17 protein-coding genes and 3 pseudogenes are annotated in these 17,255 nt (G+C 62.2%); 9 read left to right on the plus strand and 11 right to left on the minus strand.

What is annotated here, in order from left to right:
* The 4 genes from AB0P23_RS22235 to AB0P23_RS22250 all read left to right on the plus strand — a co-directional run.
* The coding region (locus tag AB0P23_RS22235) for a hypothetical protein (RefSeq protein WP_363799446.1) at window positions 1-411 on the plus strand (411 nt) is incomplete at its 5' end.
* Window positions 408-572 carry a hypothetical protein gene (locus AB0P23_RS22240; protein ID WP_155288773.1) on the plus strand — a complete coding sequence of 55 codons (165 nt, stop codon included), beginning with the start codon at window positions 408-410 and terminating at the stop codon, window positions 570-572. The genes AB0P23_RS22235 and AB0P23_RS22240, both read left to right, overlap by 4 nt.
* A gap of 257 nt (window positions 573-829) precedes the next feature.
* Window positions 830-1,033, plus strand: a complete 204-nt coding sequence (locus tag AB0P23_RS22245; protein WP_141215061.1) for a hypothetical protein — start codon at window positions 830-832, stop codon at window positions 1,031-1,033.
* 77 nt (window positions 1,034-1,110) lie between these two features.
* Window positions 1,111-1,911, plus strand: coding sequence for a hypothetical protein (locus AB0P23_RS22250; protein ID WP_052061711.1), 801 nt, complete (start codon window positions 1,111-1,113; stop codon window positions 1,909-1,911).
* A 51-nt stretch (window positions 1,912-1,962) separates the two neighbouring features.
* Here the strand turns inward: AB0P23_RS22250 and AB0P23_RS22255 are convergent, their stop codons facing one another.
* The 8 genes and pseudogenes from AB0P23_RS22255 to AB0P23_RS22290 form a co-directional block, all read right to left on the minus strand.
* Window positions 1,963-2,736, minus strand: a complete 774-nt coding sequence (locus AB0P23_RS22255; protein ID WP_141216253.1) for a hypothetical protein — start codon at window positions 2,734-2,736, stop codon at window positions 1,963-1,965.
* Between the two features lie 58 nt (window positions 2,737-2,794).
* Window positions 2,795-3,793, minus strand: a complete 999-nt coding sequence (locus AB0P23_RS22260) for a NucA/NucB deoxyribonuclease domain-containing protein (protein WP_363799449.1) — start codon at window positions 3,791-3,793, stop codon at window positions 2,795-2,797.
* Window positions 3,794-4,298: 505 nt separating this feature from the next.
* Window positions 4,299-4,967, minus strand: a complete 669-nt coding sequence (locus tag AB0P23_RS22265) for a hypothetical protein (RefSeq protein WP_141215302.1) — start codon at window positions 4,965-4,967, stop codon at window positions 4,299-4,301.
* Window positions 4,968-5,416: 449 nt separating this feature from the next.
* The gene (locus AB0P23_RS22270) at window positions 5,417-6,226 is read right to left on the minus strand and encodes a F510_1955 family glycosylhydrolase (protein ID WP_032401329.1); all 810 of its coding nucleotides are present in this window, start codon (window positions 6,224-6,226) and stop codon (window positions 5,417-5,419) included.
* Window positions 6,227-6,609: 383 nt separating this feature from the next.
* The gene (locus tag AB0P23_RS22275) at window positions 6,610-7,449 is read right to left on the minus strand and encodes a hypothetical protein (RefSeq protein ID WP_094656082.1); all 840 of its coding nucleotides are present in this window, start codon (window positions 7,447-7,449) and stop codon (window positions 6,610-6,612) included.
* Window positions 7,450-7,687: 238 nt separating this feature from the next.
* Window positions 7,688-10,009 (minus strand): annotated as a pseudogene (locus AB0P23_RS22280) (penicillin-binding protein).
* A gap of 20 nt (window positions 10,010-10,029) precedes the next feature.
* Window positions 10,030-10,860, minus strand: coding sequence for a GNAT family N-acetyltransferase (locus AB0P23_RS22285; protein ID WP_363799451.1), 831 nt, complete (start codon window positions 10,858-10,860; stop codon window positions 10,030-10,032).
* Between the two features lie 91 nt (window positions 10,861-10,951).
* Window positions 10,952-11,329, minus strand: coding sequence for a hypothetical protein (locus AB0P23_RS22290; RefSeq protein ID WP_155288774.1), 378 nt, complete (start codon window positions 11,327-11,329; stop codon window positions 10,952-10,954).
* A gap of 115 nt (window positions 11,330-11,444) precedes the next feature.
* On the opposite strand from AB0P23_RS22290, the gene AB0P23_RS22295 reads away from it, so the two are divergent.
* Window positions 11,445-11,612: a hypothetical protein gene (locus AB0P23_RS22295; protein ID WP_155288775.1), complete on the plus strand. Its 168-nt coding sequence runs from the start codon at window positions 11,445-11,447 to the stop codon at window positions 11,610-11,612.
* On the opposite strand, the pseudogene AB0P23_RS22300 reads toward AB0P23_RS22295, so the two are convergent.
* Window positions 11,535-11,726, minus strand: a pseudogene (locus AB0P23_RS22300) (hypothetical protein); the annotation flags it as partial. The gene AB0P23_RS22295 and the pseudogene AB0P23_RS22300 overlap by 78 nt on opposite strands.
* Before the next feature lie 255 nt (window positions 11,727-11,981).
* Between AB0P23_RS22300 and AB0P23_RS22305 the strand changes: the two are divergent.
* Window positions 11,982-13,607 carry a cytochrome c biogenesis protein ResB gene (locus AB0P23_RS22305; RefSeq protein WP_032375698.1) on the plus strand — a complete coding sequence of 542 codons (1,626 nt, stop codon included), beginning with the start codon at window positions 11,982-11,984 and terminating at the stop codon, window positions 13,605-13,607.
* A 4-nt stretch (window positions 13,608-13,611) separates the two neighbouring features.
* A complete protein-coding gene (gene ccsB / locus AB0P23_RS22310) occupies window positions 13,612-14,583 on the plus strand; it encodes a c-type cytochrome biogenesis protein CcsB (RefSeq protein WP_206498882.1) in 972 nt (323 codons plus the stop codon).
* Window positions 14,584-14,592: 9 nt separating this feature from the next.
* Here the strand turns inward: ccsB and AB0P23_RS22315 are convergent.
* A pseudogene (locus AB0P23_RS22315) lies at window positions 14,593-14,727 on the minus strand (DUF3703 domain-containing protein); the annotation flags it as partial.
* 151 nt (window positions 14,728-14,878) lie between these two features.
* Here AB0P23_RS22315 and AB0P23_RS22320 point away from each other — a divergent pair.
* Complete coding sequence (locus tag AB0P23_RS22320; RefSeq protein ID WP_080736598.1) at window positions 14,879-15,511, plus strand: TlpA disulfide reductase family protein; 633 nt, start codon at window positions 14,879-14,881, stop codon at window positions 15,509-15,511.
* Window positions 15,508-16,329 carry a cytochrome c biogenesis CcdA family protein gene (locus AB0P23_RS22325; RefSeq protein WP_032375700.1) on the plus strand — a complete coding sequence of 274 codons (822 nt, stop codon included), beginning with the start codon at window positions 15,508-15,510 and terminating at the stop codon, window positions 16,327-16,329. Before AB0P23_RS22320 ends, AB0P23_RS22325 begins: the two co-directional genes overlap by 4 nt.
* Before the next feature lie 316 nt (window positions 16,330-16,645).
* On the opposite strand, the gene AB0P23_RS22330 is transcribed toward AB0P23_RS22325, so the two are convergent.
* A complete protein-coding gene (locus AB0P23_RS22330) occupies window positions 16,646-17,203 on the minus strand; it encodes a DUF305 domain-containing protein (protein ID WP_308051299.1) in 558 nt (185 codons plus the stop codon).
* Between the last annotated feature and the right edge of the window lie 52 nt (window positions 17,204-17,255).

Consider the following 17,255-nt stretch of genomic DNA (forward strand, 5'->3'; position numbering starts at 1 on the left):
CCTGCGCTTCTGCGAACTCGACGACTGACACATGCTCGACTGACAGACGATTCACTGCTCCCGCCCACGGATCGCTTGACATGTATAGGACCGTCCTGGGTCACCCTGATCGTCGGTGTCCTCGCCGTCGTCGGCGTCGCCCTGACCGTCCGCCAACGCACCGTGGCCGACAAACGCGCCCAAGCCTGGCAACGAATCACCTGGTGCCTCGAACGCACCACCAGCGACAACGAAGCCGAAGCCGCCCTGGGATGGGACATCTACACACCGGTGACCGACTCGCCGCTCATCACCCGAACCGAACGAGACGTCCTGCGCGCCGTCGCGACCCGGGCATTGTGGCGAGCACTGGCGTCACCGGCACAAACCGAGGACACTGACAACCAGAACGAGCAGGAGGACCCACGATGACCACCACCGAGAAGCGCACCACCGCAGCCCGACCACAGGTCGCGCGGGCCGCAGCACGGGCATCGGTCGCGTTGTACGAACGCGACGGCCTCGAGGTACCCCAGTGGATCCGTGACGCCGCCGAAGGGCGCCCGACCACCCCACCAGCCGAACAGCCCTGACACCGGCTCACAGCCCGTAGACCGAAAGGCCCGCACCCCACACCGGGTGCGGGCCTTCTCCATTGCCTGGGATCGGGAAAGCGTGAGGGAGCAGGGTCGGGCCACCCTGCGGGCGTCCGCCGAATCGAACTCCGCTGCGCTCCGCACTGCTACACCCCGACCACAGCGCAGACGGGCCGCTCGTGCACGCGCGGTTCAGGCTTCAACCCGTTGCAGCGCAACACAATCTGTCGGTACCCGATGCCACACTCGAAGCCATGAGAATCCGAACCATCGACGGACCACCACTACCCGCCGAAATCGCCGAGATGACCGCCCGCGCAATCGCTCTGACGCAGCTACACCACGCCGCCAGACGTTCCATCAACGGGAACAACACCGCAGTGGGTGGTCTTGACGCGCTCACCAGCGCAGTTGAATATCCGTCCCCGTCAGCTGCCGAACGTATGAACGCTGACTAAAGCTTATATGTGCGGGTTACTCAGCGAGACAAAGCAACTGGCCGTCCGATGACAGGCCGGAGAGGTAGTGTCGAGCTATGCCTACTCTCCCGGAAGGTCAATCCCTGCTCGTTCGTACCCATTTCGCCGCCGACGATGTCTGGCAGCAGATTGCAGCTGATGCCCAAGCTTCTCACCGACAAGCCGACGGAACCGAGGCACAGGCTTTCCTTACCGTGGTCGACGACAGCGAGTTCAGTGACCTGACACCAACCGATCTTGCCGAATTGATCCCGTCACCACCGCCGTATTACGTGTTTGTGGTCGACCGACAAGCGTGTGAACAGCCCGAGCATCCCGTTCTCGTCCTCGATATTGCAGAAGGCGTCGCACCTGCCTCGTTCCGCGTGATTCCCAGTCGACTCGCGGTGGTGGAGAACAACCTGTCCATAGCAAACCTGAGTTTCGACGAGCTGCGCTCCCAGGCCGACCCTGACGGGGTGTACCGCGGTACACCCGCGGAGCCGCTTCCGGCGGAACGGAGCGTGAACCATGAGGATTTGGTCGGTGCTGCAAACCGCGCAGAGGAGACACCAGTCGTTCAGCAACTACGACAAGATCTCGAGGCGAACCACGCACCCACCCTGACCGCGAGACTCAATAATGATTTGTACGACACATACACCGTATTGGCTGGTCAAACCCACCGACCTGATCTAAAAGTCGGTCGCGACGAAATGTTGGAAGTCCTCGAGCACGGGGGGAGGGGGTATGGCATTCATCTGCCCCTGATCGACAGTTACTGGACGATCTTCTTGGATCCATCGAGTTTGGATCTACAGGCCGCGATGAAAGTCTTCTATCCGCCGCAACCCGCCCCACGGCGACGCCCGGCATAACCGCAGCTCGATGGCCGGCCCCGAGAACGCCGGGACCGGCCATCGACGGTGTCAGGAAATCGCGAACTCGCTGACCTGAGTCGTTCCGTCCTCCGCGTACACGGGAACAGTCTTAGGGGCAGATCCGAACACCTCGGTGCCGTCGATGTTCTGCTTGCGCAGCTTAGAAGCTTCGGCCGGCGACGTGGCTCCGCTGTCGAGGTCCTGCTTGAGGATGTATCCCTGCACTCCGTCGGTGCCGATCGCAGCGACGAGGTCGGGCAATTCCGCGTCGGACGGTGCGGTGTCGCCCGGTCCGAAGGATTGACCCGCTGCATTGGTTCCCGACTCGACAGTGGTCGTTTCGGACTCGGAGGTGGTCGCGGACCGGGCAGCCGGGGCGGTCCAGTCCAGCGGGTTGCTCGGGAAAGTCAGGGCTTCGCGGTATTTGCTTCCATCCCATACCGCAGTGAAACCGTGACTGTTGTACGAACCTGTCCCGCAGGTCGCGGTCGTGCCCAGTGTCAGTGAAGCTGTACCGGTGGAGCTGTACTTGTAGCCGACAGCCTCACACAATGCTCCGCTCTTGAACAGTCGAGCTCGCACGCCGATGTCACCGGGTGCGACCTGCTGGCCGAAGACAGAGTAGATCTTCGACTGTGCGGTCAGGTTGGGCGAATTGATGATTGTGGAGGTGTTCAGGAACTGAACACCTGCGCCGTTACTTCCTGCTGGGCCGACCCAACCGGTGACAACGTCCGCGCTAGCAGCGCCTGGAGCGGCGAGCACCAACGCTCCTAGCAGGGCGGCGATGGTAGCTGTTTTACGTAGTGGTCGAGTTCTCATGTTCGAGGCCTTTCCGTTGGGTACCTTTTATCGGATTCTGAAGATGAAACGGGCTCGTTCAGCCGATTGCCGAAACGAAGTAGTCGTCACCGGGCATCACTCTGTTCCCGCGGTAAAATTCGACCATAAGGGTGCCTTGTTTATTGTTCTCGGTAAGAGGGACCCATCGGACGGTCGACCCGTAGCCGCCCTGCACGGTCGATGCGAAAGGGTATTCATCGCAGGATGGGTCTTTCATGTTGAGAGGTTTCTCGCCGAGTAGATCCAACCGCTGTTGTGACGACCGTGGGCATGCGGCGTCCCGATTTGCCTGATTGTCAGCAGAATTTCCACGAGTCAGCGGCGCGCCAGTACCAGGAATTCCGAAACCAAAGGCAGCCTGGCCAGCCTTAACTGTCTGAGATATGTTCGGGAACGCTGCTTGGGTGTACTGGACAGTCGGCTTCTCGTTCGGGTTGACGCAGCCGGTGCCGTAGTTGACTGATTGAGCAGCATCACACCTGAATTGCTGGCCGGTGGTGCGCGTGCGAACGGGAGTACCATCCAAGTCGTTCGCCGGCGAGTCTCCAATGTATATGAATTGAAGCGTTCGCTTGTCGAACGCGTTTGTCGCGTTTCTCGTCACATAATGCTCGTACTGCTGGTACCCAGTCCCTCCGATGACCATCGGAAAAACGTAGGCGGGATAGGTAGTGGTGCTGTCGTTGGCGAGATCGAGAACAACGAGTTGGAAAGAGTACGTACCCGGAATGGTGGTTGTTGGAGAAATCGACGAGACATCGCCGTAGAATTGGATCACGTTTTCTTTGGTCTGTGTCTGAAGAGGGCTACGGACCTGGAGAGTGACGTCGATGACCCAGTTTCCGATCGGCTCCAACGGGCCGTTAGGGAAATTGGGTTGAATGAATTGCTCGACGATGGTCGAATATGTTTTGCACGACTGAAAACGTGTTTGGAAACATATAGGACCGGATTGGCGTGCAGATATACCCGACTCCTCGGCATGCTTCTGTGTCAGCCTTTGTGCAATTTCCTCCGCTTCGGCAGGGTCGGTCACTTCGCGAGAACTCCGCTTTTCGACCACCTTCTGACCTGAGGTGGTCGTCGCTCCGGAGTCCGGTGGCACCTCGACTGGAGGCGCATTCTGGCCAGGTGGAGTGCCCTCTATGTCGCCCGGCGCGCCTCGTTTATCGACGGCACCTGAACCTCCACCGGAGCGGAGTCGCCCCCCGAGGGGCTGGGCTCGACTGGTTGCGCGCTGGCGGTGACGCTAGGTGCCGCGATGACGACCAAGCAGGTAAGACCAGTAGCCAACAACCTTGCGAACGAGCGAACTGCTGGCTTCTTCACGACTTTCTTCCGCACTGATTCCTCGTAAGGTCCGTCTGCCCAGACGCCATTACGCTTAAAAGCAGCGTCAGGCAGAATTCGGGCAGGAGAGTGGAACGTCCGAAAAAGACGTGGAGGCCGCCCCGACTACTACAAGGTGCGTGCCACAGGCGCTCGGTGAGCGTAGGCAAACGCTACCAACAGCTGGCTTGTCTTGGCAACGGAAACAGAAATTACGGAACCTGTGGTCGGAGCGTCACCAGGATTGCTCTGGAGCGGTCATCGAGGTCGATAGCTCTCGCAGACACCGACACCGCGACATAATCCGAATAGGGTGTCAGAAAACGAAATTCGGCCGATTCCACAGCCCCGGCTTGCGCAACTTTCAAGGATTGTCCGATTCGGATTGCATCAGGAATGTCACCGGGGTGTAGAACCGGTTTAGCGCCGGGTAAGTGGCTTGTTTGCCATGCAATGCCAGTCGGAGCGTCGCCATACCAGTACAAAAGCTGAAGTGAATCGGGGTCAGCGATCGCGCGATACTCCGAGGGATCGGACAGCGACCGTGCAACCAGCGTATCCAGACCCGCGTTACGTCGATCGATGTGTTCAGTACCCTCCGAAGGACCAATATCCACAGACACTCCCCGAACAACCCGATGAGGTTCACCAGTAGGGCCGATGCCGTCGTGGAGAAAGTGTGCCGTGAACTGCATACGCCGATGTGCACCCGATGGACGGCATTCCACACCGACCTCTTGGAGCACAGTTCCCGGCCCACCGGAAACGAGCTGCGCCAGCACCGATGCTGTGGCGTCCCCAAGATCCAGCTTCGCCAAACCATCCGGAATCGGCCGACTCAGATCAACGCCGAGCTCAGCCCACGTCTGAGTCGCGCTCACGATCGGGCTGCGCCGGGCCACCCCTGAGGTCAAGTCCCACTCGAATGCCCACGCCGAGGGCCGATCACGCAGAGGAGCCAGACGATTAGCAACCTGAACCCACACGCCATGAACGCGACCAGACACATCGTCGGCAATCGGATCAACGCCAACCGTCCGCGAACCATGACTACACCGAACAGGGCTCCCATTTCGGCACACCTGCATGACAGCATCCAGTACGGCCTCGGAATCTCTACGCCAAGTATTTCGGTTGTCCTCATTCCTGGATATCTCGGAGTCGGACCCCGGTGTCATCGCGGGATCTCGTGGCGGGCCGAACCCCAGGGGAGGAAGAGGGAGTAAGCCGCTCAACAGCGGCAAGCGCCCGCATCAGCCGCGCGGGTGACCGCCTGCGGTCGCGTCGAAATGTCGCTATCTGTTGTCGGGCTGGTCTCGACCGGGCCGAGTTACGTCAGTGTGTACAACGCCTGGGGGCTGGCTGCGTAGGCGGTGTCGTAGTCGACCGCGGTCAATGCCTCGACGGACCCGGTTGCGGAACGCTTCTGCCAATCGGCGCCGTTGCGACTACGCCAGGCGTATCCGTCGGTGTCGATCCCCCACAGTGCATCGCCGGCACCGGCGAGCAATACCAAGTTCGGTGCGTCGAGGACAGGAGAGAATGTTCGGGCCGTGTCGGTGCTGTGCTGAAGTCCATCAGGTGTCACCGCCCATACTCCGGAGCTCGTAATCGCCAACGACGCCGCGGGCGCAGCGGCGCCGGGAGTCCAGGTGGAGCCGCTGTCGGCGGAGACGAGTAGACCGGTACTGCCATCGAATCCGACGAGGATGCGTCCATCGGCAGCCAGCGCGTGGAAGTCGACTTGTCCCTCCAGTGACCGATCCGACCACGACATTCCGCCGTCATTGCTGCTACGCAGTCCCAGTGGGTTCGCCGCCGTGCTGGATTCGCCGGGATGACCGGAGGTGAAGAGGGTATCGGTGGCCGGTACACCCGACAAACCCATGAAGTCATCGTCGGAAGAGCCGACCCTGGTCAGGTTTCCGGACGAACCGATGGCGAAGAGTCCTGTGTGGCTACCAGCGAGGACGGTGCCATCGGCGTTGACGTGCAATCCGTGCACATGAGCCAGTGAGGAGGTGAAGTCGACCACTGCCGGATCGGCCGCGCCGTCAGTCGCTGCCGGAGCGGAACATCCAACGAGGGACAGAGCTGCGATCAGAGACGGCAGCAGGATGCGGGAAAGCGAGATGGACATAAAGTGCGGTTCTCGTTCTGTCGATGAGGGCTCGGTGATGTAATCGCTTGAGCGTCAACGCCAAGTGATCTCCCGGTCAGGCGCGGTGAACATGACCGGATACGGCGGCTGAGGTGGACGTGACTGCTCGGGCGGTATGTGCGGGACGACGTAGACGCATCGACCTTCATCTCCATTCACTTAATCTCCAATCACTGAGGCGATGTACGAGCGCGGATCGTTCGGCGGCGAACAGCCGTGGCAGCGACATCGCACCGACGATCGGTATCGGCTGAGTGCGAACAATTCCGACACCTTCACCCGCCTCGCCGTGGCGAGCACTCAACTACTAACCAGCATAGTATTTCGGGCAGGTCAGGCCGAAGTGCCCATCCGGTTCGGTGTCATCGCAGATGCGCCGGTGCGTCGCCCGGGGTGATGCCGACGTGGACGTGGTCGCTGTGCACGTCGTCGGTGAAGAATCCTGGACGGTCACCGTTGAGGTCGGTCGGACCTCCGACCTCGGTTGCGCCCAGTAGGGCTGCCGCAGTGACGAATTCGGAGATCGTTGGGTTGTTGAAGGGATCGTCGACAACGCGCCGACCGTTGATTTCTCGGATGTCCACCGCTCGTCCCACTGCGTGGTTGGACAAGCGCGGGTGCGGGAAGACGGTCTGGATGTGACCGGTGTGCATCACCTGCACTGCGTAGGTGAATCGATCGGCAAGTCCGAGCATGATCTGGAGCACATTGTTGTTGATGCGTCCGGTTCCGATGTCGAGTCGTGCAGGCTCGGAGAGCGTGATGCGAGGGCTGCTCAGCACCGACGACGCAGCGGCGGTCAGTGGTACTGGGGACCCAAGAGAGGTCAAAGGGTTGATCTTTTCCACCGTCCAGGCCGCGCCAGCGGCGATGTCGCGCTTGAGCCGGATATCGAGTGCCATCTGCCGGGTCGTCTCAGCCGGCTGCGCGAGCGTGGGGCGTTGTAGGAGTTGGTCGAACAGCACGATCACTGCAGCACTCTCTGGACCGATTCCGGCGTACTGCGGATACACCACTCGCAGGGTGCTGGCGAGGGCCTCGTCGGGTTGAAGCAGTGCTGCCGTCGCCGCGACTTCGAGCGATACCCCTGCGGTGCGCAAGCTGTCGAGTACTCCTCCTCCCTCGCTCCAGCTGCCACCTGCTTCGAGGAAGCTCGTCGCTGCGCGTTTGATCTCGGGCATCACTTCGCCAGCTGTCGGCATCCACCGCCCCGGATTCACCGGGGCCGATGATCGACTGCTCGGTGCGCTCACGGCCGGGGACCGTGCGGGAGATGCGTTACTGCTCGGTGCGAGGCTGGGGGATTGTCTGTCGGCGGTGTTGATGGTGCAGCTGACTGTGAGCGGCAAAACCGCTGCGGCTGTGAGCAGTTGTCGACGGCTGACTGTGATGGCGTTTCCTTTCGTGCGCGGGGGTCTCAAGGGTGAGTGTCGTGGGTGATCACCGCGGCGGCGGTAGCGGCAGGCCGGGAATGTCGATACTGGGCGGCGCTGGCGTGGGCGTGCGGTCGGGGGCGGGGGAGCCGTCACTGATGTACAGCGTGATCAGCGATCCCGGGATCGCCGCGCCGGATGGGGATGTGCCGGTAGCGGTACCGCGAGCGCCCTGACCGGTGGTGGTGACGACGGTCACCTAGAATCCTGCTGCTTCCAATCTCGATGTGGCCGACGACTGGCTCATGCCGCTGACCTCAGGTACTTGGCCGTTGGCGGAGCCGCGGACGTATTTGTCGTCGACCGGTGGCAGCTCGATGGGGCCGAAGTTCGTGGCGATTGGGTCCATCGCGTCGTACCAGGTTCGTGCGGGTTCGTTACCGCCGTAGAGGTTCCCGGAGCTGCAGGGCCGCAGTGGGAAGGAGCAGATCTGGCCCGGTGTCGGTGAGTCACCGTAGGTGTAGACGGCGGCGGCGTAGCGGTTGGTGAAGCCGAGGAAGCCCGAGGATCGGTTGGATTCGGTAGTGCCGGTTTTCCCGGACATCGGCAGCGTCCAGCCCACGGACCCGGCCGCCGATGCCGAGGTTCCTCCGGGTTGGTCGTCCTTGCTCATCGCGTTGGCGAGTGTGTTGGCCAGGCCGGGTTCGACGACCTGCTCGCACGCTTGTTGTGTGACCGGTACAGCTACACCCTCGCGGTCGGAGATGGAGTCGATCGGGTTCGGCGGGCACCAAGTACCTCCCGAGGCGAGGGTAGCTGCGACGTTGGACAGCTCGAGCGGGTTGACCCAGGTAGGTCCGAGTGTGAACGAGCCGAGGCTTTGCTCTTTCTGGAGGTCGGCCATGCTCTGCTCGTCGAATCCAGACGAGCCGGGGAGGGTGTAGGAGCGAAGCCCTAGCCGCACTGCCATGTCGACTGTCGGTGTGACACCGACGGACTCGAGCAACTTCACGAACGCCGTGTTCGGTGATTGCGCCAGTGCGTCGGTGACCGTCAGCGCCGGTGGGTAGTTTCCGACGTTCTCCACGCAGTAAGCGCCCGCCGGGCAGTTACGCGCGCCGCCGTCGCCCAACCCCCTGACCTCGACGCGCCGGGGAACCTGCAGTGTGGCGTTGGTGCCGAGTCCGCGTTCCATCGCGGCGGCAGTGGTGAATATCTTGAAGATCGACCCGGCGCCGTTGCCTACGAGTGAATACGGTTGCGGCTGAACCGTTTCGTCGGCGTCGGCATCGAGTCCGTAGGTGCGACTACTGCCCATGGCGAGGATGCGGTGTTCGTCCTGTCCGGGTGCGACGACATTCATCACGGTGGCGACACCGTCGAGGTCGGGATCTGTGTTCGCGGTCAGTGCGGCCTGGGTCGAGTTCTGCACCGCCGGGTCGAGAGTCGTTTTGATCAGATAACCGCCCTCGTCGATCTGCTCGCGGCTGATACCGGCGTCCTCAAGATATTGGAGTGCGTAGTCGCAGAAGAACCCTCGATCACCGGCGGCGATGCATCCACGTGGGAGGGTGTTGGGCTCGGCCAGCACCCCCAATGGCTCGGATTTGGCGGCCTCGAATTCTGCGGCTCGGTTCGGGATGGTTTCGATCATGTTGTCCAAGACAAGGTTTCGGCGGCTTGTGACTCCCTCGACGTTGGTGTACGGGTTCAGTGCCGAACTGGACTGAACCATCCCTGCCAGCATCGCTGATTGCGTCGCCGTTAACTCGCTGGCATCGACACCGAAGTAGGTTTGCGCGGCGTCTTGGATGCCGAACGAGGCATTGCCGAACGGAACCAGGTTCAGATAGCGGGTCAATGTCTCGTCTTTGGTCAATTCTCTGTCCAAGGACAACGCCATTCGGATCTCGCGGATCTTGCGAGCCGGCGTGGTCTCGATCGCGGCACGCCGCTCGGCGTCGGTGTCAGCGACGACCAGTAATTGATAGTTCTTCACGTACTGCTGATCGAGTGTCGATGCGCCCTGCTCGACCTGCCCGCTGGTGGTGTTGGTCAAGAACGCTCGCAACGTTCCCTGCCAGTCCACGCCCTGGTGTTCTGCGAAGCGCCGGTCCTCGACGGAGACGATCGCAAGCTTCATCTCGTTGGAGATCTTCGCGCTCGGCACTTCGGAACGGCGTTGCTCGTATAGCCACGCGATCGGGTTGCCTGCCACGTCCGTCATCGTCGAGATGGCAGGAACTACGCCCTCGGCGAGTTCGCCGGAAACGTTGTCGTCGGTGTCAGCGGCGCGGTTCGAGACGTATCCCAGGCCACCGACGATGGGGAACAACACTCCTGCAAGCAGCACGCCTGCGAGCGCAGTGCATCCCACGAGTTCGAACACCGTTCGTCGGGTGCTTGACATCATCGTCTCGTTTCTGTCGACGGGGCAGTGCTCGCGGTCGTCCGGGTTGGTGGGACCGACAAGGGGAGCGGAGCACGGCCGCAGCGGCCGTCTAGCTCTCGCCGGTAGGTCTGCATGGTCCGGCCATCTCGATCGAGACGGTTTCCGCTTTTCTGCCATCCGAGGCGCTCGTAGAAGCCGCCTGCATTGTCGGCCACCCCGAGATCGGTGGACAGCTCGGCGCAACGTGCACCTGCCCGCGCAGAGTCGGATTCGAACCAGTCGAGCAACTGTGCACCCACTCCGATCCCTCGCACCCGTGGGCTCACCGCTATCGCAACGACGACGGCGACACTGTCGGCCGGGGGAGTCTGAGGTTCGCCGTTCGGCAGTGGGATGGGCCGAGCGCGCGCCACCGCTCTGCACCAGGGGCGAAGACGCGTACGAACGAACCGCATGGCGGTGCGCGGGCGGACTGCCATCGCCGCACCGGCGTGTGCAGCCAACGGCAGCACGGTCATCTTCTCGCGCAGTAGATCACCGATATGGGCATGGTGATCGAGGGTGCCGAGGAGGAATCCGACGACGGCGCCTTCGCTATCGGTTGCGACAAGAGCGATGGCGTGTCGTCGGTTGACGAAGCTGCGGTGCCACCGGCGCAGGAACCGTGCTCCCAGCTCGGGGAACAGGCCAATCGGTAGCTCGTCGAGGTGCAACTGCGCGCTCTGCGGTAGATCGTGCGGCCCGGCCTCGCGAAGGACGATCGCGACTCCGGGAGGAGGCGCGGCGGGGTTGGGATGAGGGAAACAAAGGTGCGGCGTAGACGATGAAACGTTGAAGAAGATATGCATGGCGTTGTCCTCGACGAGGCAGGCTCGCGCCCTCACCGCGGAGGCGGCGCGCGAGAAGAAAGGTGGACCGATCTGCGCAAACGCAGACCTCTCACACCCTCAGAAGGCATGCCGCGTCGAGCACGGACATCGGCGCAGGGGGAGAGACCGACCTCTCAGTTGGCGACGATCTCGATGCCTGTAGACCTCGAAGCTGGTGCAGTAGCACTGTCCATCCGGTCCGGCGCAGCAACATTGCCAGCCCTAGCGCAAGGATCGCCACCGCTATGTGGACGGACCCGATCAGGGATCCGTGATTGTCGTGATGACTGGACGCGCTACCGCCGATCCCCTCGTCCTGCTCCGGCGCCGACGTGTGCTCGATTTCCGGGACGCTCTCGATGACCGCAGCCAGCGGAGCGTGGCCGGGCTCTGCGGTGGTGTGTGCGACCTGCGACATCATCAGCACCGCCACTGCCGTGGCCGCCATGATGGACCAGAGCAGAATTCGGCGAATACACTCGCTCAACCGAATCGGACACACACGACGAAAATAGCAGATCCATGTCGCCGTCTACCCGCGCTAGCGACGAATACCGTGTGCGGTGACGCCTCCAGCGTTCCATGCGGGCCGCACCCTCAACTGCCAGGCATTGTTGGGTTCGACGTTGGCGCAGGGCCGTGGTGACCCAGAGGGCGGCGGGCCCGTCATCGAGCAGGTGCGCGGCGGCGCGATCCACGGTGACCAGTACATCCTCGTAGGCCAGTCGTAGTGGCGCTCGCTCATCGAGTTGGGACATCGCGACATCCTCGATCAACTGCAGAGGGAACCGCGCCGCTTCGTACTCGGCACGCAAAACAGCTAGTGCAAGTGTGCCTGATCTCACCGCACAGGTATTACTCCGCGGGATGAAACGCGTTTGGACGGCATGAGTAGAAGAACCGATCCGCGCCTACCGTGGGGCCGAAAGCGGCCTAAACCGAACCGCAGCCCGGCAGCGTTCCGGATGGACCAAGTACCACGTTTGTGGTTGCAGCACTTACCCTCTCGCCCAGGCGACTACCGCGCACAACTGCACACGGCCCATCAACTACTATGTTGCATAGTAATTGAGATGCAATCGTCGAAAGGGTGTGGCGGTGTGACAGCTGATCAAACCCCGGCGCTCACATCGCAGGGACGGTTACGCAGAGCAATCGCTGCGGTGCGCAACAGGTGGCGGCAACTGACCTCGATGCGAACGGCACTGGTGCTGCTGTTTTTGCTCGCTATCGCAGCAATCCCAGGCGCCCTGCTGCCACAGCGCAATCTCAACACCCAGGCGGTTGATTCCTACATCGCAGCGCGCCCGGCTCTCGGGGCCGTCATGGACACGCTGGAATTGTTCGACGTATTCGGAAGCTTCTGGTTCACCGCCATCTACGTCCTACTGTTTGTGTCGTTGATCGGCTGCCTGACTCCCCGAATGATCGAACACGGTAAAGCCCTTCGCGCACAGCCAGTTCGCGTACCCCGAAACCTTTCGCGACTACCGCTTCATCATTCGGGCGCTCTCGCCGGTAGCCCGAAAACCGTCATCGACGACATCGCGCCCCACTTGAGAGGGTGGCGTACTGCCGTTAGGCCCGAGCCCGATGGGGCGCTCACCCTCTCCGCCGAGAAGGGCTATACCCGCGAAGCGGGAAACCTACTTTTTCATTTCTCGCTGATCGGTCTGCTCGCGGCCATCGCCATCGGCAAGCTCTTCGGTTACGAAGGATCGGTCATCGTCATCGCCGACAACGGGCCCGGTTTCTGCAACACCTCGCCCGCCATCTACGACTCCTTCCGGGCCGGCAACAGCACCGACGGAACCGGGCTGGAGCCGTTCTGCATCAGAGTCAAGGACTTCAACGCCGACTACCTCGAGAACGGCCAGGCAGAGATGTTCACCTCGAACATCTCCTACCAGAGCGCCGACGACATCGCCGCAGACACCTGGCGCGACTATCAACTCAAAGTCAACGAACCCCTCCGGCTCGGAGATGAACGCATCTACCTCACCGGCCACGGGTACGCCCCGGAATTCACCGTGACCTTCCCCGATGGTCAGAGTCGAACCGAGGCCCTGCAGTTCCGGCCCGACGACGCCACCACGTTCCTGAGTAGCGGGGCGTTGCGTTTCGATCCACCCGGCGGGACCTATGCCACCGCCGATGAGCGACGCCGCGGCCAGATCGCCATCGAGGGCCTCTTCGCTCCCACTGCGCAATTCAACGGAACCCTGCTCTCCTCCCGCTTCCCGGACTTGGTCGATCCTGCTGTGGCAGTGGATATCTACAAAGGTGATACCGGCCTCGACACCGGCATACCCCAGTCGATCTTCTCCCTGGACCAGGAGATGATCAACCAGGGCCGACTTGTCAAGCAGGATCGGGTGAACCTGCGTCCCGGTGAATCGACGACCCTCACCGACGGCACCAACATTCGATTCAACGGCGCCAAGGAGTTCGCCAACCTGCAGGTCGGATACGACCCCGCACAGTTGTGGGTGCTCGTGTTCGCGATCACGATGATGACCGGACTGTTGGTCTCGCTGGTGATCAAGCGACGTCGAGTCTGGTTCCGTGTACTCCCGGCCGAAACAGGCCGATCGAGCGTGGAGATGGGCGGGCTCGCCCGTACCGATCACGCCGGATGGGGACCCGAATTCGAGACCCTCCGCACCGAAATCTGGACGCCGCGGACAAAGAACCACTCCGAGACCCTCGATACAGAAACGGTGTAGCGCCATGCCGATCGACGACAACCTCGCCCGCTGGAGCGACATCAGTTTCGAGACCGCCTTTGTGGTCTACCTTCTCGCCGCGATCCTGTTCATCGCACAACTCGCAACGACGCGAACAGCGACTTTGAGCCGGGCCTCGAGTCTGCATCCGCAACTGATCGCAGCGACATCATCGACACCGGGATACGTGCCGGTCCCCGAGCGAAGAGCCCCGTCCGAACGCCTGGGCCGCACGGGACTCGCCCTGGTAATGCTCGCACTCACTTTGCATGTCGGGTCGATCGTCCTGCGCGGGATCGCCACTGGCCGCCCGCCGTGGGGAAACATGTACGAATTCGTCTCCGTCACATGCGCGGCCGGCATACTTGCCGGACTGATTGTGCTGCGCTCGGAGCAACTGCGCACACTATGGTTGTTCGTCCTTGTTCCGACTTTGATCCTGCTCTTCATTGCCGGAACTGTGCTCTATGCCAACGCGGCGCCCGTCGTACCAGCCTTGCAGTCGTATTGGCTCCCCGTGCACGTCTCCGTCGTCTCGCTCGGCAGCGGGGTGTTCCTGATCTCCGGTGCAGCCAGCACATTGTTCCTGATCCGGATCCGATATCCCAACAACAACGCCGTCCCCGACAGCAGAGTGGGCCGGATCGTCGCTCGTCTCCCCTCGGCGCACTCGCTCGACGTGCTGGCGTACAAGACCACCATCTTCGCGTTTCCCCTGTTCGGAATCGGTGTCATCCTCGGCGCGATCTGGGCCGAGGCCGCGTGGGGTCGGTTCTGGGGCTGGGACCCGAAAGAGACGGTCTCATTCATCGCGTGGATCATCTACGCCGCGTACCTGCACGCCCGGGCCACCAGCGGGTGGCGTGACACCCGGGCCGCGTGGATCAACATCGCCGGATTCGTGGCCATGCTGTTCAACCTGTTCATCATCAACATGGTGGTCTCCGGACTGCATTCGTACGCGGGTTTGAACTGATGTCGCCTGCTAGCCGCCGCCCTGTGCTTCGGCGAGGTCATGCGGCACCGGTCGCGTCAATCCCGCGTCGACCCGGCCGGTGTTGCCGACCGGGTATCGACCGGACCAGGATCCAGGAGCCACGACCACGATCCGAATCAACTGACTGCCTCGTGTCCGTAGTGCATTCCGGAGAGGGAAGTCACAGTGCCCCGAGCTTCGTCACCGGCCAAGACTGGGGCATCGACCGCGTCACCGATCCCACGATGTTCGAGACATCGGCGCAGATCCGTACTGCAGCAAAGGCGTCGACTTCATGAGACTCGGCCGCCCTACGGGGGCTCGCACACGCGAACAGAGCAGTCTGCCCGCCACGGCAACGGCATCCATCCTTGCCGTTGTACTCCTGGTCTCCGGATGTTCCGCAGGCGCCGACGCCGTGCCCTCCGGAGGTAGCTTCGATTTCGTTGCACCCGGTGGTCAAACCGACATCGTCTACGATCCCCCCGAAACGCGCGGAACCATCGGTGAACTCGCCGGACCCGATCTGATGGAGGAAGGTAAGAACACCGCTCTGTCGGACTATGACGGCGAGGTGGTCGTGATCAATCTCTGGGGTCAGTGGTGCGGCCCCTGCCGCGGCGAAGCCGACGACCTCGAAGAGGTCTACGAAGCAACCCGCGAGCGCGGTGTGCAGTTCCTCGGTATCAATGTTCGAGATCCGCAGAAGGACAAAGCGCAGGACTTCGTTGTCGACAACAATGTCTCCTACGCCTCGATCTACGACCCCTCGATGCGGACGCTGATCGCCCTCGGCGGGAACTACCCGACCAGCGTGATTCCCTCGACGCTGGTACTCGATCGAGAGCACCGGGTGGCGGCAGTGTTCATGCGTGCCCTCCTCGCCGAAGACCTGCTCCCTGTCGTCGAACGGATAGCAGACGAATGACTGTTCTTCTTGCCCAAGGCGGCGTTGGCTCGACGTTCCAAAATCTGGCATCGAGCGGACCTCTGGTACTGGCGATCGCCGCATGTATGCTCGCCGGGCTGGTCTCGTTCGCGTCACCGTGCGTGGTGCCCCTGGTGCCGGGCTACCTGTCGTACCTGGCGGGCATCGCAGGTGCCGACGTGCCGTCGCTCGCCGCCGCCTCGACTGGTGAAGCACCGCCGAAGCTGGCAAGCCGCTGGCGCGTGGCAGGTGCAGCGGGGTTGTTCGTCGCCGGCTTCACCATCGTCTTCGTCCTCGCCACCGCCTCGATTTTCGGGGTCATCGGCACCCTGCGCATCAACGAACAGGTGCTTCAGCAGGTCGGCGGTGCCATCACGATCATCATGGGCTTGACGTTCATCGGGTTCATTCCCGCATTCCAACGCGACACTCGATTCGCGCCGCAAACCATCTCGTCTCTTGCTGGAGCGCCGCTGCTCGGTGGCGTGTTCGCGCTCGGCTGGACGCCGTGCCTTGGCCCCACGCTCGCCGGGGTGTTGTCCGTTGCCGCTGGCACTGAAGGCGCAACCGCAGCGCGCGGCGTCACTCTCATCGTCGCCTACTGTCTGGGACTCGGTCTACCGTTCGTGGTCCTCGCGTTCGGCTCGAGTTCGGCGATGCGCGGTGTCGGCTGGCTACGGCGGAACTCGCAGAGAATCAAAGTGGCAGGCGGAGTGATCATGATCGCCGTCGGTGTCGCCCTGCTGACGGGGGTGTGGGGTCTGTTCATTGCCTGGATACGCAATGAATTCGTCAGTTCGGTTGTATTACCCATCTGAGAAGGAAACCGAGCAGCCGCACGTGCAAGACCACGCCTCCCCAACTGCCAGTGCCGGTGGTATCGAACCCACTCTCTGTCGACGGCGCGCCCCCGCCGGGCCGCGATGACCCGATCCGAGAGCCGCCCCCTGTCCCTACCGCGGATCTGCGTGTCCCAAGGACCCCGCAGGCGGGTGCATCAGCAGGGGAGGGCATGTTTCCGGGGCCGTGTTGATCGGTGTGGCAGCTAAAAGGGCCAGGTCCTTCGAAACCGAAGGGCGGGGCTCGGTATTAGCCGAGCCCCGCCCTACGGTTGATAGTTCCCAGAATTGAGAGTTACTGGGCGAGCAAACTTTCCATTGTGGAGATTTCGCTCTGCTGCGCATCGATGATTGTGGAGGCAAGCTCCTTGGCATCAGCATTGGAGCCGTCGGCCAACTCGATCTGAGCCATCTCGATTGCCCCCTTGTGGTGCTCGATCATCATGGTGAGCCACATGGAGTCGAACTCCGCTCCGTTAGCGGCCGACAACATGTCCATGTCTTCCTGGCTCATCATGCCGGTCATGCCACCGCTCCCCATGTCCATACCGCCCATGTCCATTCCGCCCATGTCCATTCCGCCCATGTCGGCGGACGCTGCGGGCTGTCCCCATGCGGTGAGCAGGGCATTCATCTGCTCCATCTCCGGTGCTTGAGCTGCTTCGATGGCCTGGGCCAGCTCGATGACCTGAGCATTCTCGGTTCGGCCGTCGACAAGTGAAGCCATCTCCACCGCTTGTGCATGGTGGGGGTACATCCCTTCGACGAACGTGACATCGGCATCGTTGAATTCGGCCGATGCTTCGGCGGAATTCTCGGAGGACGACGAGGCCGGTGTATCGCTGCTCGACATGCCGGGCATGTTCATTTCGCCGTCGTTACTGCTGCAGCCAGCGAGAACTGCG

Origin of the sequence: Rhodococcus sp. NPDC077669 (genome assembly GCF_040686915.1) — a bacterium.
In the GTDB taxonomy this organism is placed as follows: Bacteria; Actinomycetota; Actinomycetes; order Mycobacteriales; family Mycobacteriaceae; genus Rhodococcoides; species Rhodococcoides fascians.

Excerpts from the sequence above, each read along its gene's own strand:
- AB0P23_RS22250 (WP_052061711.1), top strand. The coding sequence starts at position 1,111 with ATGCCTACTCTCCCGGAAGGTCAATCCCTGCTCGTTCGTACCCATTTC.
- AB0P23_RS22275 (WP_094656082.1), bottom strand. The coding sequence starts at position 7,449 with ATGCCGACAGCTGGCGAAGTGATGCCCGAGATCAAACGCGCAGCGACG.
- AB0P23_RS22320 (WP_080736598.1), top strand. The coding sequence starts at position 14,879 with ATGAGACTCGGCCGCCCTACGGGGGCTCGCACACGCGAACAGAGCAGT.
- AB0P23_RS22270 (WP_032401329.1), bottom strand. The coding sequence starts at position 6,226 with ATGTCCATCTCGCTTTCCCGCATCCTGCTGCCGTCTCTGATCGCAGCT.
- AB0P23_RS22290 (WP_155288774.1), bottom strand. The coding sequence starts at position 11,329 with ATGGCGGCCACGGCAGTGGCGGTGCTGATGATGTCGCAGGTCGCACAC.
- AB0P23_RS22285 (WP_363799451.1), bottom strand. The coding sequence starts at position 10,860 with ATGCATATCTTCTTCAACGTTTCATCGTCTACGCCGCACCTTTGTTTC.
- ccsB (WP_206498882.1), top strand. The coding sequence starts at position 13,612 with ATGCCGATCGACGACAACCTCGCCCGCTGGAGCGACATCAGTTTCGAG.
- AB0P23_RS22255 (WP_141216253.1), bottom strand. The coding sequence starts at position 2,736 with ATGAGAACTCGACCACTACGTAAAACAGCTACCATCGCCGCCCTGCTA.
- AB0P23_RS22245 (WP_141215061.1), top strand. The coding sequence starts at position 830 with ATGAGAATCCGAACCATCGACGGACCACCACTACCCGCCGAAATCGCC.
- AB0P23_RS22330 (WP_308051299.1), bottom strand. The coding sequence starts at position 17,203 with ATGTCGAGCAGCGATACACCGGCCTCGTCGTCCTCCGAGAATTCCGCC.
- AB0P23_RS22325 (WP_032375700.1), top strand. The coding sequence starts at position 15,508 with ATGACTGTTCTTCTTGCCCAAGGCGGCGTTGGCTCGACGTTCCAAAAT.
- AB0P23_RS22240 (WP_155288773.1), top strand. The coding sequence starts at position 408 with ATGACCACCACCGAGAAGCGCACCACCGCAGCCCGACCACAGGTCGCG.